We start from the raw sequence: 14,420 nt of genomic DNA, 5'->3' as shown, positions 1-14,420 counted from the left end.
GGTCTGCGCGTGGACCTCAAAACGGCCCGCCATCGCCCGCATCTCGTGCGGGTCGGTCATAAAACGTGTTGCCATGTCTTCTTTCTCCTTGTCTCGGAAGCCTTCAGCTTGACGAAGTCTTGTCAGTTTGTGATCGATGCGGTGGTAGCCGCATCACGCATAGATTAAGGCGCACCGGTTAATTGTTCGCCTCGAATGGGTGACATATCCTTTCTTTTTTCCCTCCCTTGTCCCGGGATCAGACGACAACCTGCTTGGGCATGACGATGGGCTTGAACCCGTACCGCGGGCCCGAGCCGTAGGCGGCAGCGCCCTTGGCGGCCCCCGCCATTCCGGGCATGCCGGGCATCGCCGCGACGGGCTCGGCCTCCGCGGCCGCGGTCCAACCGGAACCGTCCAGGGGAGCCGTGGACGAAGCCAACGTCGCCGGCGCGGCCGAGGACCAGCTGGCCGGAACGGAGAGGCCGCCGACCGCCGAGGCCTCGCCGAGTCCCGCACTCATGCCGCCGTTCACGCTGTTCACCAGGGCGCCTTCGCCGATGATCGCACCACCGGCCAGCGGCGTCACGTCGCTCGCCGCGGCCGCCGGTGCGGCGGCGGCAAGGGTGTGCCCGAGCGATACCGCGGTCGGGATGGCGTTCATCACGAACCAGGCCGCGGTGTTCACCGCCCCGTTCAGCGCGTTGAATATGACCGGCGTGCCGAGCAGGCCGTCGGCGTCGGTCAGTAAGGTCTGCACGCCCGCGGGCAACGCGTTCCAGATGCCCTCGCCGATGTACCCGCCGTTGAGCAAATTCGTCAGATTGCCGATGATCCCACCCAGGCCCGACGCCGCTGGCGAGGCCGTGGCATTCGCGAACGCCGCCGAAACCGCGGTGCTTTGGATGCCGGCCGCGGCCGGGTTGGTGGTCGGCGCCGCCGGCAGCAGCGGTTGCAGGACCCCGGTCGCCGCTGAGGCGGCCGAGTAGGTGTACATGGTGACCGCGTCTTGGACCCACATCTCGACGTACTGCGCCTCAGTGGCCATGATCGCCGGAGTGTTGATACCAAGGAAGTTCGTCGCGACCAGGGCCGCCAGCTGGGCCCGGTTGGCGGCGATCACCGGCGGGGGCACCGTGCCCGTGAAGGCCGCCTCGTACGCGGCCGCCGACGCCGACGCCTGCGCGCCCGCCTGCTCGGCCGCCGCGGCGGTGGTGGTCAGCCAGCTCATATAGGGGGCGGCGGCGGCCGCAGCCGCGGCCGAACCCGCGCCCGTCCACTGCTCGCCGGTCAGCGTCCCGACGATCGACTCCCAGGAGGACGCCGTGGTGCTCAATTCGGCGGCCAGGTTGTTCCAGGCCGTCGCCGCCGCCATCAGGGGTCCGGCACCGGCGCCGGTGTACATGAGTGCGGAGTTGATCTCGGGGGGGAGTGCTGCGAAATCTAAGACCATTTCTGTATCCCGTTCTCTATTAACCGTTTTAGGTGTTGTGGACTAGACCGAGTGGGCGCGGCTGCCTAGACCGCCTTGATCTTGGGCATGACGATGGGCTTGACACCGTAGCGCGGCGCACCGAAGCCGGCGCTGTTGCGCGCGGCCCCACCAAGCCCGGGCATTCCCGGCACGATCGTTCCCGTGCCGGCCTGCGGCGCGGCGCCGGTCCAGCCCACCGTTTGCACGGCGGTGACTGGGCTGGCGCCCGGCGTGAAGGTCCCGGCCCAACTCGGCGGCACCGACAGCTTGCCGACCATGGTGGCCTGGCCGAGGCCCCCGACCGCCATTCCGCCTATGCCCATGCCCCCACCGGGGGTGACGCTGGAAGCAGTGGCGGCGTCCGCGGCGCCCGCCGCGGCGGCGTCACCCGTGTCAGTGGCGGCGGCGGGAAGCAGACCGCCACCGGCCATGCCGAGCAGGTCGGACGCGGCCGACGTCCAGTTGCCACCACCGATGTTGATGAAGTTGCCCAGGTTGCTCGACAGGCTGGAGGGCTGTCCCAGGAGGCTGCCGGAGGGACCACCCAGCAGCGTGCTGATTTGGTTGATGAGGTCGCCGGGTGTTGCGGCGGCCACGTTGGCGGACTCGGTCTGGGCGTAGGTGCCAGAGCTCAACCCCAGGGTGGTCACAAACTGTTGCTGCATGGCCTGAGCCTCGGCGGCGATCTGCTGGTACAGGGTGCCGTAGGTCGAGAAGATCGCCGACTGCAGGGCCGAGACCTGGTCGGCGGCTGCGGGAGCGACGGCCGTCGTCGGCGCCGCGGCGCCCGCGTTCTGCGCCGTCAGTGAATTGCCGATTCCTTCCAGCTGCGCTGCCGCGGCTAGCAACTCTTCAGGGATTGCTGTCAGAAATGACATCTAGTGCTCCTAGTGTTCGGAAAATTGCCGATCTCCCTTGCGGGCAACCGACCTGTGCGTTGGCGTACCGGCTCCTGTGCGTCGGCGTAAGGTTAACGAGGCACGACTCCACATTCCCGACGGAAAAGGCTAGGGTGACGGGCGTTTACGGCTTCTTAACGCTGACGCGGGCAGTTTTAACAAGGTCCCGCCGGGCGACATAGCCCTGTCATCTGAGATTCGCCGGCAAACGACCGAACGGCGCGCCGCGCGCGCATCCTAGGCGATGGGCGCCGGGGCCGCACCTCCAGATTTTTGCCGCTTTTGGGTGGGATGCGGCGCCCCGCGGCCGCGCTTCGCGCGCTAGATTCGCCGCCGGGCCCCCATAGCCCAATTGGCAGAGGCAGCGGACTTAAAATCCGTCCAGTGTCGGTTCGAGTCCGACTGGGGGCACGGTAAAAGGCCAGTTCAGCCCTAGACCTACTCGGACACGCCTGACTTCGCGGCGGAATCGTCCGCGCGTATTGACCTGTCGGGCCGAAGCGGCCCGGCGAGATTGCACCTGCGGGTCCGGTTCGGCGTCACCGACGAAATGCCAACGTTAGGTGTCAGCCTTGTCTACCGACTGGAGGTAACGCGTGACCCATCCGTCGGGTATTCCAGTGTTCGAACGGTTCTTCCGCTCGGTCGCAAGCATCAACATCGATAAGAACGACGTACGTCGCTTCCGGGAGTTCGTCGACGAGCAGCTCGATGAGATTGCTATCGCCGGGCGCAACTCGGCCAAGTGGAACGGGCGTGACGTAGTCGTTGCGCAGGACCTTCCCATGACCAAGGGCGTTCAGGAACGAATGCGCGAGTTCGACAAGCTCGAGGAAGCCGAGGAGATCCGCGAGCTACTGCGCCAGGTGGTGCGACAACCACCCGGGGACGTCACATTCTCCGAGGACACGGAGCAGCTGCTGCCAGAGCTGTTCGGCGGGTTGAGTATCGCGCTGGCCCGTTCGTTTCGCATAGTGGACCCAACGGTGTCCAACCCGTCGACTGAGCACTGGAACCGCGTGTTCGAGCTATTCCGGCTGGTGTTCTGATGCCGAGGGTCCCTACCGATCGTGACTGACCCGAGCGTGTGAAATCGCGGGCCGCCGGGACGGCGACAGCGAGGCGTCGATAGTGCATCTGGTGCTGACCGTTCATGGACCGAAAGCGGAAAGCACCAAGTCAAGCAAGATCACGGTTCATGAGTCGGGCAACGGCCTACCCTAGGCGCCTGTTGCAGCTGATCCCCGCTCAACTCATCGCGGTTGAGGAATCGCCATGCCCGCGTCGCAGCGTGCAGGTTGAACCGGGTATCGACGCTGCGGAGGTCGTGGCCGGTGAGTTCAGCGATGCGCGCCAGCCGGTAGCGCAGCGTGCTTCGATGAATATGCAGTGCAGCTGCGGAGTCGTCATAGTTCCCGCCGCATTCCAGGTAATCGCTCAGGGTCAGGACGAGCTCGGCGTTCCTGTTGAAGTCGTAGTCGAGGAGTGTCCCCAGCCATTCGCGCACGAAACTTTCGACTGTCCCGTCGACATGCGCGGCGTCGATGAGGCGATAGAAACCGAGTTCGTCGAACGCCGATGCGCCCTCCGGGTTCACCGAGCGCAGCCGGATATTGAGGGCACGGCGCGCTTCGAGGAAGGACTGCGGAAAATCATCGGGCAACAAGCATCGGGAGCCGATACCAAAAGCGCTGGTGGTCTCGCCAAGGATTTCGCTGATTGCGCGGTGTAACGCCGGCGGATCCGGGCGGCCGTCGGTGAGCAGAACAACCAGCCCCGCATGACGCCCGAGCAGGTAGTTCAGATGCAGAGCGTTCGCGGCGCGCCCGGCGGCGATCGCCAGGGTACTTTCGATGCGACCGCCACCTCGGACCACCACCACATAGTGTGGGCGCCGCAGGTCATGACCAAGGGCGGAGGCACGAGCGTATGCCCCGTCCCGTTCGGTGCCGGCCAACAGATCGTCGACAAGATCGCGGCGCAGATTGAGTTCGATTTCAGCCACCGTTCGCTGGTGGGAAAGCTCCAACGCCAAAACGGAGCTGCCATAGCGCAGGGCGAACAAGTTGTCCTCGGTCACCTCGTCGTCCGGGACGTTCAACGCGAGGACACCGAGGATCTCAGCACGGGATTGGACGAGCGCGAGCACTCGATGTCCGATTCGTGCCTGACCAGCCTGGGCGGCCACCTCGTGCAGTACGAGTTCGCGCGCGTCCGCAGTCAGTTTGGGGTAAGGCCGCGGTTGCTCGGGTCCGGCCCAGCAGCGCAGGTTGCCGAACCGATCCTCGATGCCCACCGATTGCCCCGTCAGGTCGTACAGCGCGTCCGCAATACCCTGCTCGCCCGTTCCCGCGGCCACCGCCGTGCTCAATGCTTCGTGCACGTTCGTCTGCCGCTGCAGCCGCGAGACCGTTGTGACAAGTTCGCGATTCGCTACCTCCAGACGAGCGTTCGTCCTTCGCAGAGTCGCAGTGATACCGGCGTCGCGGTCATACATTGCGGCATTTGCCAGGGCGGCGCCGGTCATCTGGGCCAGGTTGATCAACAACTGGATCTGATTTCTCGACGGTGCACTGGCGGCGCTGACCACCAGACACCCGTTGATGGTGCGTCGGTGGCTCAGCGGGAACGCCCACCCCCACCGGCCGTCGTTTGCATCGACCGGTCCGTCCCAGCGGGACTCCCGGTGCCGTTCGATGTCAGGGTGTGCCGGCTGGGATGTTGGAAAGCGAACGAATCCCCGGTCAACGGCTCGGTAACTGGCCTCGACTTGGCAGGACGTGAGGGTGCCAACGGCGAGGGCCGCGACCCGGAAGATCTCGCCGACGTCGGAGTCGCTGAACTTGACGCGCGACAGCGCCGCCAAATCCCTTGACCAAGCCTGTTCGGCCTGGCGGGTCCCCCCCTGCGGGGCGTTGTGCTTCATCGTTCACGCACGAGGAACCACATACCCAATGTTGGCGTTACGAACCGCCTTTTCCGGGCCTGAAAATGCCCACGCGGTCTCCGAAACACAACCTACTCCAGTGTGGTGCTGACAGGACGAATCAGAGTCCAGATTTTCGGCTCACGGGGCGCACGCGATAGCCACTACGGATTGCCAGACTCCTTGTTGGGGAGCGAAATACGACGCGCGTTACGGCGCGTGCGCTGTGGATCCGCCGCGGTCGGCGCTTGCGTGAGACGACCTTCGCAACTTAGGACGCCATGACTGGGATCGGCATGGGCGGCAGGCGTAGGAGCACTCCTCGCCGGCGACAACCGAAAGGAATAGACGATGGCGACAGCGGTAGGCATCGACCTCGGGACAACTAACTCGGTGATCGCCGCCTGGCAGGGCGGGGAACCGATCGTGATCCCCAATGCCGAAGGGGCGCGGACCACGCCCTCGGTGGTGGCTTTCGCAGAAAGCGGTGAGCGCTTGGTCGGGCAACTGGCCAGGCGCCAGTCGATCATGAACCCAAAGGGCACCATCTATTCGGCGAAGCGATTCATCGGCCGCCGCTTCGACGAGATATCGGAAGAAGCCAAGGCCGTCAGCTTCGACGTGGTCGAGGGCGAGGGTGGCGCCGCCCGGTTCGAAGTACGCGGCAAGAAGTATTCGCCCGAGGAGATCAGCGCGCAGGTGCTACGCAAACTCGTCGACGACGCCAGCAAGTTCCTCGGTGAGCGGGTCAAGGAAGCGGTGATCACCGTTCCGGCCTATTTCAACGACGCCCAACGCAACGCCACCAAGGATGCGGGCCGGATCGCCGGCCTCGACGTGCTGCGCATCATCAACGAGCCCACGGCCGCGGCACTGGCCTACGGGCTGGACAAGAAGGGGCACGAGACGGTGCTCGTCTTCGACCTGGGCGGCGGCACGTTCGACGTCAGCCTGCTCGACGTGGGTGATGGGGTGGTCGAGGTCCGCGCCACGGCCGGTGATTCGCACCTGGGCGGCGATGACTTCGACCGCCGGCTCGTTGACTATCTCGCCGATGAGTTCCAGCGGGAGAACAACATCGATTTGCGGAAAGATCCGCAGGCGCTGCAGCGGCTGTTCGAGGCGGCCGAGAAGGCCAAGGTCGAACTGTCGTCGGTGGCGCAAACCCAGGTCAATCTGCCGTTCATCACCGCTGACGCCAGCGGACCCAAGCATTTGACCACCACGATCATGCGATCGAAGTTCGAGGACCTCAGCGCGGACCTGGTTGAGCGAACGATGGGTCCGGTCAAACAGGCGATGAGCGACGCCAAGGTGAGCGCGAACGACATAGACGAGGTGATCCTGGTGGGAGGTTCCACCCGGATCCCCGCAGTCCAGGCTTTGGTCCGCCGTCTGACCGGGGGCAACGACCCCAACATGAGCGTGAACCCCGACGAGGTCGTCGCGCTCGGCGCAGCGATCCAGGCCGGTGTGCTCAAGGGCGAGGTTTCCGACGTCTTGCTGCTCGACGTCACCCCATTGTCGCTGGGTGTGGAAACCGCTGGCGGACTGATGACCAAAATCATCGAGCGCAACACCACCATCCCCGCACGGCGCAGCGAGGTGTTCACCACCGCGGCGGACAACCAGCCGGCCGTGGATATCGTTGTGCTGCAGGGTGAACGGGAGCTGGCCGGAGACAACCGCGTACTCGGTCGATTCAAGCTGGAGAACATCCGCCCGGCACCCAGGGGTGAGCCGCAGATCGAGGTCATCTTCGATATCGACGCCAACGGCATCCTGCACGTCACAGCGCGCGACAAGGACACCGGCGCCGAGCAGGGCATCACCATCAGCGAGCAGTCGAACCTCGATAAGTCCGAGGTGGAGCGGATGCTCGCCGAGGCCGAGGCCAACCGTCGCGAGGACGAGCAACTGCGTGCCGCCGTCGAGGCGCGCAACGCGCTCGACTCGACGGCATACCAGGTGGAGCGCCGGCTTGCCGAACTGGGCGACTCGGCGGCGCCGCACGATCGCGCACGCGCCGAGATGCTGGTCGCCGACGCGCGCCAAGCCGTGCAGGAAGACGCACCGATGGACCGGGTCCAGTCCTTGACGTCCGAACTGCAGCAAGTGCTTTACGGGCTGCAACCCATGCCGTCCGGTGGCGGCAACGGGCAACCGAACGGCGAGCGCGAGGGCTCTCCAGTGCGTGACGACGACGTGGTCGACGCCGAGTTCGACCGGGGCTGAGCCGCAATGGTCAGCCCCGCAGAACATTCCAAGACCGAAGAGGACGGTGGCCGGGTCGACGAGCACCCGCCAGAAACGGTTGCCTCTCAATCCGATTCAGACAAGGAACGCGCCCAATTCGAAGACCGCTGGCGGCGCGCCGTCGCCGATCTGGACAATGCGCGCAAGCGGTATGCCCGCGAACTGGACCGCGAACGAGCAATGGAACGATCCAGGGTGGCCGGCGCGTGGCTGCCCATCGTGGACAACCTGGAGCGGGCGATCAGTCATGCCGGTGACCAGTCCGACGCGGTCCTCGAGGGCGTGCGGAGCATTCTCGAACAAGCGCTACAAGTTCTCGAGCAGCTCGGCTATCAACGCGATGCGGAGGCAGGGGTTCCCTTCGACCCGGAGCGTCACGAGGTGGTCGGTGTGGTAGACCAGCCGGACAGCGCGCCCGGGACGGTTCTCGAAGTGTTACGACCGGGCTACGGCGAAGGTTCGAGGCAACTGCGGCCGGCGGCCGTCGTGGTCAGCCGACGCGGGGAGTGACGCCTCGTGGCCAGCGACTACTACGACGTACTCGGGGTGTCGCGGGACGCGACCGCCGATCAGATCCAGCGGGCGTTCCGCACACTGGCCCGCAAGTATCACCCCGACGTCAATAAGGATCCAGCGGCCGAAGAACGGTTCAAGGAGGTCAACGAGGCCTATCACGTGCTCTCGGACCCCGAAACCCGCAAGCGCTACGACCGATTCGGCGAAGACTTCCGCAAGGTTCCCGGGGACTGGGAGGAGCGGGTGGGCGCCGGCGCGGGTGGCTTCCGCGGAAGCGGACCCTCCGGCGCTCGGGTGCGCTACGGCCAGGGCTTCGGCGGCGCCGGCGGCATCAACATCGAAGACCTTTTCGGCGACATGTTCGGTGGCAGTGGCGGATTCGGGCCGATTCCGGGCGCCGACCAGGAAGCGGTGCTGGAGCTGACCGTCGAGGAGGCCTACCGGGGCGGCAAACGGCAGCTCTCACTCGATGGCCGCAACTACGGGGTCAACATCCCCGCCGGTGTCATCGACGGTCAGCGGATACGGCTGGTGGGAGAGGGCGGCCGAGGTAGCGGCGATGGACCGGCCGGAGATCTGTACCTGCGGGTGCATATCAAGCCGCATCCCCGATTCCGGCTCGACGGACGCGACGTCACCGTCGACCTGCCGGTGTCGCCGTGGGAGGCGGTGCTGGGGACCACTATCGCTATTCGAAGTCCCGGCGGCGAAGCGAAAGTTAAGGTGCCGCAAGGGTCGTCGACCGGTCGGCGGTTGCGGATGCGCGGCGAAGGCATGCCCAACCCGCGCGGCGCCGCAGGCGACCTCTACGCAGAAATCAAGGTGATGGTGCCACCGAAACCCACTGCGCGGGAACGCGAGCTGTTCGAGCAATTGGCGACGGTGTCCACGTTCGACCCGAGGAGGGGACGATGACCGCAGCACGCTATGTCCTGGCGCGGCGGCCCCGAATGGAGCTCGACGTCTTCGCGACACGCTGCGCGTTGCATCCCGACATGGTGCGCCGGCTGGTGGCGCTCGGCCTCGTGGCTTGCCAGCAGGATGCCCGCGGCGATCTCTGGTTCGAGCCATCTGCGCTGGTGACAGTTGCCCGCGTCCAGCGGTTGAGGGCCGGCCTGGGACTGAACTACGCGGCGATCGGGCTGGTGCTCGACCTGCTGGACCACATCGAAGAGCTGGAATCCGCTTCTCGCCGAAGGAGGACATCGCGGTGGACATCAACAAGCTGACGCAGAAGTCACAGGAGGCGTTGGCCGAAGCACAGAGCGTCGCGACCCGGATGGGTCACAACGAGGTCGACGGCGAACATCTGCTGTTGGCGCTGATCGACCAGCCCGAGGGCCTCGTGCCCCGGCTGCTTGATCAGGCGGGTGCCGAGACCGCGGCACTGCGTGCGGACCTGGAACGCGAGCTGAATCGGCGCCCGCGGGTGACCGGCCCCGGCGCTGCGCCAGGCCAGGTGTCCGTCACCAGGCGCCTGGCGAACCTGCTGGAGGCTGCCGAGCGGGAAGCCAAGCGGCTCAAGGACGAATACGTGTCGGTGGAGCACCTCGTCATCGCCCTCGCCGAAGAGGGATCGGCGAGTGCCGCCGGACGGATACTGGCCTCCCATGGCATCACCCGCGAATCGTTTCTCGCCGCGCTGACCAAGGTCCGCGGCAACCAGCGGGTCACGTCAGCATCGCCGGAGGGCGCCTACGAGGCGCTGGAAAAGTACGGCCGCGACCTGGTTGCCGAAGGCCGCGCCGGCAAGCTGGACCCGGTGATCGGCCGAGACGCCGAGATCCGCAGGGTGATCCAGATCCTCAGCCGCAAGACGAAGAACAATCCGGTGCTCATCGGCGATCCCGGAGTCGGCAAGACGGCGATCGTGGAGGGCCTGGCCCAGCGGATCGTGCGCGGCGACGTCCCGGAAGGCCTGCGGGACAAGACAATTTTCTCGCTCGACATGGGTTCGCTCGTGGCAGGTGCGAAGTATCGGGGCGAATTCGAGGAACGGCTGCAGGCGGTGCTGTCGGAGGTGAAGGCGGGCGAGGGCCGAATCCTGCTGTTCGTCGACGAGCTGCATACCGTGGTCGGAGCGGGGGCGACGGAGGGGTCCCTGGACGCCGGCAACATGCTCAAGCCGATGCTCGCCCGCGGTGAGCTGCACATGATCGGCGCGACCACGCTCGACGAATACCGTAAGCACATTGAAAAGGATGCCGCGTTGGAGCGCCGGTTCCAGACCGTGCTGGTCGACGAACCTGACGTCGAGGACACCATTTCGATCCTGCGCGGCCTGCGCGAACGCCTCGAGGTGTTCCACGGCGTGCGGATTCAGGATGGGGCCCTGGTGGCGGCGGCCACCCTGTCGCACCGCTACATCACCGACCGGTTCCTTCCGGACAAGGCGATCGACCTGGTGGACGAGGCGTGTGCGCGGCTGCGCACCGAAATCGACTCGATGCCAGCGGAGTTGGATGAGATCACCCGTCGAGTTACCCGGCTCGAGATTGAGGAGGCGGCGCTGGCCAAGGAGACCGACTCGGCCAGCAAGTCCCGTCTGGCGGAACTTCGCAAAGAACTGGCCGACCTGCGATCGGAGGCCGACGCCCGGCACGCACAATGGGATGCTGAACGGCAGGCGATCCGGCGGGTACAGGAACTGCGCGGGCAACTCGAGCAGCTGCGGCACGAGGCCGAGGAAGCCGAACGCAACTATGATCTCAACCGGGCGGCCGAGTTGCGCTACGGCCAGATCACCGATGTGGAACGCAAACTGCAAGCGGCCGAGGAGCAGCTGAAGTCCAAGCAGGGCGAAAAGCGGTTGCTGCGCGAGGTCGTCACCGAGGACGAGATAGCCGAAATCGTGGCCGCATGGACCGGAATACCGGTCGCGCGGTTGCAGGAGGGCGAACGCGAAAAGCTGCTGCGGCTCGACGAAATACTGCACGAGCGGGTGATCGGTCAGGACGAGGCGGTCCAGCTGGTCGCCGATGCGGTGATTCGCGCTCGCTCAGGAATCCGGGATCCGCGCCGCCCGATCGGGTCGTTCATCTTCCTCGGACCCACCGGGGTCGGTAAGACTGAGCTCGCGAAGACGCTGGCCGCCGCGTTGTTCGACAGCGAGGACAACATGGTCCGGCTGGACATGAGCGAGTATCAGGAGCGGCACACCGTGAGCCGGTTGGTCGGTGCGCCACCGGGATACGTCGGCTACGAGGAGGGCGGCCAGCTCACCGAAGCCGTGCGTCGCAAGCCCTACTCGGTGGTGCTGCTCGACGAGATCGAGAAGGCGCACGCCGATGTGTTCAACACCCTGCTGCAAGTGCTCGACGATGGCCGGCTCACCGATGCGCAGGGACGCCAGGTCGATTTCCGCAACACGGTGGTCATCATGACCTCCAACATCGGATCGCAGTACCTGCTTGACGGTGTCACCGCGGACGGCGAGATCAAGCCCGACGCGCGCGACCGGGTGATGGCCGAACTGCGCGGACACTTCCGGCCCGAGTTCCTCAACCGCGTCGACGACACGGTATTGTTCACCCCGCTGTCGATGCCGCAGCTCGAACGGATCGTCGAGCTGCAGCTGGCCGAGTTGCGGGATCGGTTGGCGGAAAGGCAAATCGAGCTCGACATCACCCCGGACGCTCGCCGGATGATCGCCGAACATGGCTACGATCCTGTGTACGGTGCGCGGCCGCTGCGCCGCTACATCGCCCACGAGGTGGAGACCAAGATCGGCCGGGCGCTGCTACGCGGCGACATCGCGGGCGGGGGCAAGATCCGCGTTACCGTGAGCAATGGCGAACTTGCCGTGGGCTATTCGGAACCGGCCCTGGCGGCCTGACGGAGGTGACGCCATGGAAGCCGACATCGTGACATGCCCGCACTGCGGAAAACGCAACCGGGTACCCGCGGCGGCCGCGGGGAAGCCCCGGTGCGCAAACTGTCACCAGTGGTTGCCGTGGATCGCAGCGGCCGGCGACCCGGACTTCGCCGACGTTGCCGAAAAGTCCTCGGTTCCAGTGCTTGTCGACCTCTGGGCGACATGGTGTGGACCGTGCCGCATGGTGAGCCCGGCGCTGGAGCAGCTCGCCACCGAACGCGCCGGACAACTCAAACTGGTCAAGGTCGATGTGGACAAGGCGCCGGCGATCTCGCAACGGTTCGCGGTTCAGGCGGTGCCGACACTGTTGCTCTTTGACCACGGGCAAGTACTGGGGCGGCAATCGGGTGCCGCACCCGTTGCGGCGCTGCGCAATTGGCTGGACCGGACGCTGTCGGCAGGCAACACGGAGGAGGCACGCGCATGACTTCTGTGAATATCGATCCACACGTGGCGGCGATTCGCCAGGTGCGCCCGCACACGAATGGCTGTGAGGAATGTCTGCGGCTCGGCACCCCGTGGGTGCACCTCCGGCTGTGCCTGACGTGCGGGCATGTCGGCTGCTGTGACTCGTCACCGATGCGGCATGCCCGCGCGCATGCGTACACGGTGGGCCACCCGATCGTGCAGTCCATGGAACCGGGAGAGACGTGGCGTTGGTGCTACGTCGATCAGAACTATGTCTGAGGTCGCCGCCGACCGGCGCGCATCGACGCCGGTGCAAGAAACCCCGGACATATACGGTGCGTACCCGCGACTGCCTGACGATCAGATTGTCACCCTCGAGGCAGGGGGCGCCCGGCGCGCCGTCGACACGGGCGAAACGCTGGTCCGCGAGGGTGAGCGCTCCGACTATTTTTTCGTCATTCTGTCCGGCAAGGTAGCCGTCAGCACTACCGACGACGCGGGCGATCGGCACGTGATCCGGATACACGGCCCCCGGAGGTTCCTCGGGGAGCTGGGCGACCTCGAAGGTGAAGCCGCGTTCTACACCGCCGAAGTGGTGGAACCCGGCGAAGTGCTTGTGGTACCGACCGAGCGGGTGCGGGCCATGGTCGCCCACGATCCGGTGCTTAGTGACCTCATCCTGCGCGCCTACCTGTTACGCCGCTCGCTGCTGATCCAGGAAGGATCGGGATTTCGGATCATCGGCTCCTGTTATGACCCCGATACGGCGCGGCTGCGGGAATTCGCGGCGCGAAACCGGTTACCGCACAAGTGGATCGACTTGGAGCGCGACAAGCACGCCGAGCGGTTGCTGCACCGGTTCGGAGTATCGCCCCAGGACACCCCGGTGGTGATCTGGGACGGTGAGGTGCTGCGCAACCCGACAACCACCGAGCTGGCCCGCCGGGTCGGGCTGCCGGTGCCCGATACCGTGCCCGCCGAATCCGACGTCGTTGTGGTGGGCACTGGTCCGGCCGGCCTGGGGGCGGCCGTGTATGGCGCTTCGGACGGCCTGACCACGGCGGCCATGGAACGGATAGCAACCGGCGGACAGGCCGGGACGTCATCGAGAATCGAGAACTACCTCGGATTCCCGGGCGGAATCTCGGGTGCCGACCTGGCCGAACGGGCCGTTCTGCAGGCCGGCAAATTTGGCGCGCGGATTATGGTCTCCGCGGAAGTTACCCGGCTGGAATCCGACGGCGGACACCATCTGCTCCAACTCGCCGATCAGGAATCGGTGGTCGCCCGCGCCGTCGTGCTCGCCATGGGAGCCAGGTACCGCAGGCTCGCGGTCCCGGGAATCGAATCGTTGCAAGGCAACGGCGTGTACTACGCCGCCACCTTCCAAGAGGCCTTGATGTGCGGCACGGGTCCCGTCGTCATTGTCGGGGGTGGTAACTCCGCGGGCCAGGCGGCGGTCTTCCTCGCCGCGCGGGTCTCCCGGGTGTATGTCGCGATCCGCGGCGACGACCTGAACAAGAGCATGTCCCGATATCTCGTCGATCAGATCCGCCAGCACCCCCGCGTGACCGTCCGGTCGTGTACCGAGATTCGGGAGGTGCACGGAGACGGTGCACTCACCGCGGTGGTTACCGAAAACAAACGCACGGGCGAGCGTGAGCTGATCCAGACCCGCGCCCTGTTCGTTTTCATCGGCGCCGTCCCCAACACGTCGTGGCTCGCCGGCGCTATCGAGCTCGACGACCACGGTTACATTCCAACCGGCCCGGCCGCGCTCTACTCGGACACTGACGGCAATCAGCGGCCAGCGCAACGTCAGCCGATGATCCTGGAGACCAGCCGGCCCGGCGTGTTCGCCGCGGGCGACGTGCGTAGTGGCTCGGTCAAGCGGGTGGCGTCCGCGGTCGGCGAAGGAGCTATGGCAATCCGCCAAATCCACGACTACTTCGGGACCTGATCCACGGCGGTCGCCCCGGGTGGTCGGCCACCATTGGCAATGCTGAACCGGTAACCCGACTCGGAAGGACCCACCCATACGGCACCAGCCGGATGGGCTGTCGTGCCGGAGCCATCGCGGTCACCAGG

At 66.0% G+C, this 14,420-nt stretch carries 12 protein-coding genes, 1 tRNA gene and 1 pseudogene; 10 read left to right on the top strand and 4 right to left on the bottom strand.

Annotated features, from left to right (window positions below; genetic code table 11):
- The 3 genes and pseudogenes from A5787_RS26645 to A5787_RS11725 form a co-directional block, all read right to left on the bottom strand.
- A pseudogene (locus A5787_RS26645) lies at positions 1 to 75 on the bottom strand (WXG100 family type VII secretion target); the annotation flags it as partial.
- A gap of 163 nt (positions 76 to 238) precedes the next feature.
- Complete coding sequence (locus A5787_RS11730; protein WP_066966319.1) at positions 239 to 1,432, bottom strand: PPE family protein; 1,194 nt, start codon at positions 1,430 to 1,432, stop codon at positions 239 to 241.
- Between the two features lie 65 nt (positions 1,433 to 1,497).
- The gene (locus A5787_RS11725; RefSeq protein ID WP_066966316.1) at positions 1,498 to 2,331 is read right to left on the bottom strand and encodes a PE domain-containing protein; all 834 of its coding nucleotides are present in this window, start codon (positions 2,329 to 2,331) and stop codon (positions 1,498 to 1,500) included.
- 358 nt (positions 2,332 to 2,689) lie between these two features.
- On the opposite strand from A5787_RS11725, the gene A5787_RS11720 reads away from it, so the two are divergent.
- Positions 2,690 to 2,763, top strand: a tRNA-Leu gene (locus A5787_RS11720).
- A gap of 185 nt (positions 2,764 to 2,948) precedes the next feature.
- Positions 2,949 to 3,401: a DUF1931 family protein gene (locus A5787_RS11715; RefSeq protein WP_066966311.1), complete on the top strand. Its 453-nt coding sequence runs from the start codon at positions 2,949 to 2,951 to the stop codon at positions 3,399 to 3,401.
- A 140-nt stretch (positions 3,402 to 3,541) separates the two neighbouring features.
- Here the strand turns inward: A5787_RS11715 and A5787_RS11710 are convergent, their stop codons facing one another.
- A complete protein-coding gene (locus A5787_RS11710) occupies positions 3,542 to 5,278 on the bottom strand; it encodes a CdaR family transcriptional regulator (RefSeq protein WP_066966308.1) in 1,737 nt (578 codons plus the stop codon).
- A 351-nt stretch (positions 5,279 to 5,629) separates the two neighbouring features.
- Here A5787_RS11710 and dnaK point away from each other — a divergent pair, with 351 nt between their 5' ends.
- Genes dnaK through A5787_RS11675 form a run of 8 tightly spaced genes read left to right on the top strand, consistent with a single transcriptional unit; the run spans position 5,630 to position 14,292 of the window.
- Positions 5,630 to 7,513, top strand: coding sequence for a molecular chaperone DnaK (dnaK, locus tag A5787_RS11705; protein WP_066966305.1), 1,884 nt, complete (start codon positions 5,630 to 5,632; stop codon positions 7,511 to 7,513).
- Positions 7,514 to 7,519: 6 nt separating this feature from the next.
- Positions 7,520 to 8,044, top strand: coding sequence for a nucleotide exchange factor GrpE (locus A5787_RS11700; RefSeq protein ID WP_066966303.1), 525 nt, complete (start codon positions 7,520 to 7,522; stop codon positions 8,042 to 8,044).
- Between the two features lie 6 nt (positions 8,045 to 8,050).
- Positions 8,051 to 8,965 (top strand): DnaJ C-terminal domain-containing protein, encoded by a 915-nt coding sequence (locus A5787_RS11695; RefSeq protein ID WP_066966300.1) that lies wholly within the window; start codon positions 8,051 to 8,053, stop codon positions 8,963 to 8,965.
- Positions 8,962 to 9,279, top strand: a complete 318-nt coding sequence (locus tag A5787_RS11690) for a chaperone modulator CbpM (protein WP_066966296.1) — start codon at positions 8,962 to 8,964, stop codon at positions 9,277 to 9,279. Before A5787_RS11695 ends, A5787_RS11690 begins: the two co-directional genes overlap by 4 nt.
- On the top strand, positions 9,261 to 11,885 hold the full coding sequence (gene clpB, locus A5787_RS11685) for an ATP-dependent chaperone ClpB (RefSeq protein WP_066966293.1): 2,625 nt from the start codon (positions 9,261 to 9,263) through the stop codon (positions 11,883 to 11,885). Before A5787_RS11690 ends, clpB begins: the two co-directional genes overlap by 19 nt.
- A gap of 13 nt (positions 11,886 to 11,898) precedes the next feature.
- Positions 11,899 to 12,351, top strand: a complete 453-nt coding sequence (gene trxA, locus A5787_RS11680) for a thioredoxin (RefSeq protein WP_066966290.1) — start codon at positions 11,899 to 11,901, stop codon at positions 12,349 to 12,351.
- The gene (locus A5787_RS26640) at positions 12,348 to 12,611 is read left to right on the top strand and encodes a UBP-type zinc finger domain-containing protein (protein ID WP_082977176.1); all 264 of its coding nucleotides are present in this window, start codon (positions 12,348 to 12,350) and stop codon (positions 12,609 to 12,611) included. Before trxA ends, A5787_RS26640 begins: the two co-directional genes overlap by 4 nt.
- Positions 12,604 to 14,292, top strand: coding sequence for an FAD-dependent oxidoreductase (locus tag A5787_RS11675; protein WP_066966288.1), 1,689 nt, complete (start codon positions 12,604 to 12,606; stop codon positions 14,290 to 14,292). The genes A5787_RS26640 and A5787_RS11675 overlap by 8 nt, the downstream gene beginning before the upstream one ends.
- Positions 14,293 to 14,420 lie beyond the last annotated feature (128 nt).

This window comes from Mycobacterium sp. 852002-50816_SCH5313054-b (genome assembly GCF_001667185.1).
Taxonomy (GTDB): domain Bacteria; phylum Actinomycetota; class Actinomycetes; order Mycobacteriales; family Mycobacteriaceae; genus Mycobacterium.
The sequence above is the reverse complement of the archived record's forward strand: the minus strand, read 5'-3'. Positions and strand labels throughout refer to the sequence as shown.